The organism is Streptomyces sp. SID4985, from assembly GCF_009863025.1.
GTDB lineage: Bacteria > Actinomycetota > Actinomycetes > Streptomycetales > Streptomycetaceae > Streptomyces.
In genome coordinates, this window is record NZ_WWIR01000062.1 from 1 (window position 1) to 321 (window position 321).

The 321-nt window shown below is 81.0% G+C and carries 1 protein-coding gene; it reads right to left on the minus strand.

What is annotated here, in order from left to right:
- The coding region (locus GTW40_RS02350) for a cobalamin biosynthesis protein (protein ID WP_202485275.1) at positions 1-321 on the minus strand (321 nt) is incomplete at both ends.

Sequence of the window (321 nt, forward strand, 5' to 3'; positions counted from 1 at the left end):
GCCCGGAAGCCGAGCAGCCCGGGCACCCCGGCCACCGCACCCCACACCAGGGCGCCCACGACCGCGTCGGAGGTGTTCTCCGCGACCGACTCGACCACCGCGCGGGCGATCCCGTCGGCGTCCAGCGCCTGCGGGTCACGGCCGCACAGGTGCGGAAGGCGGGCGCGGGCGGCGGTCAGGTCCCCGTCGGCCAGGGCGCGGCCGACGGCGCGCGCCTCCCGGGCCAGCGAGGTGCCGCCGACGACGGCCCAGGTGGCGGCGGCGGTCAGCGCGAGGGAAGCGGCGGGGGAGCGGCGTACGGCGCGTTCGGCCAGCGCGCCC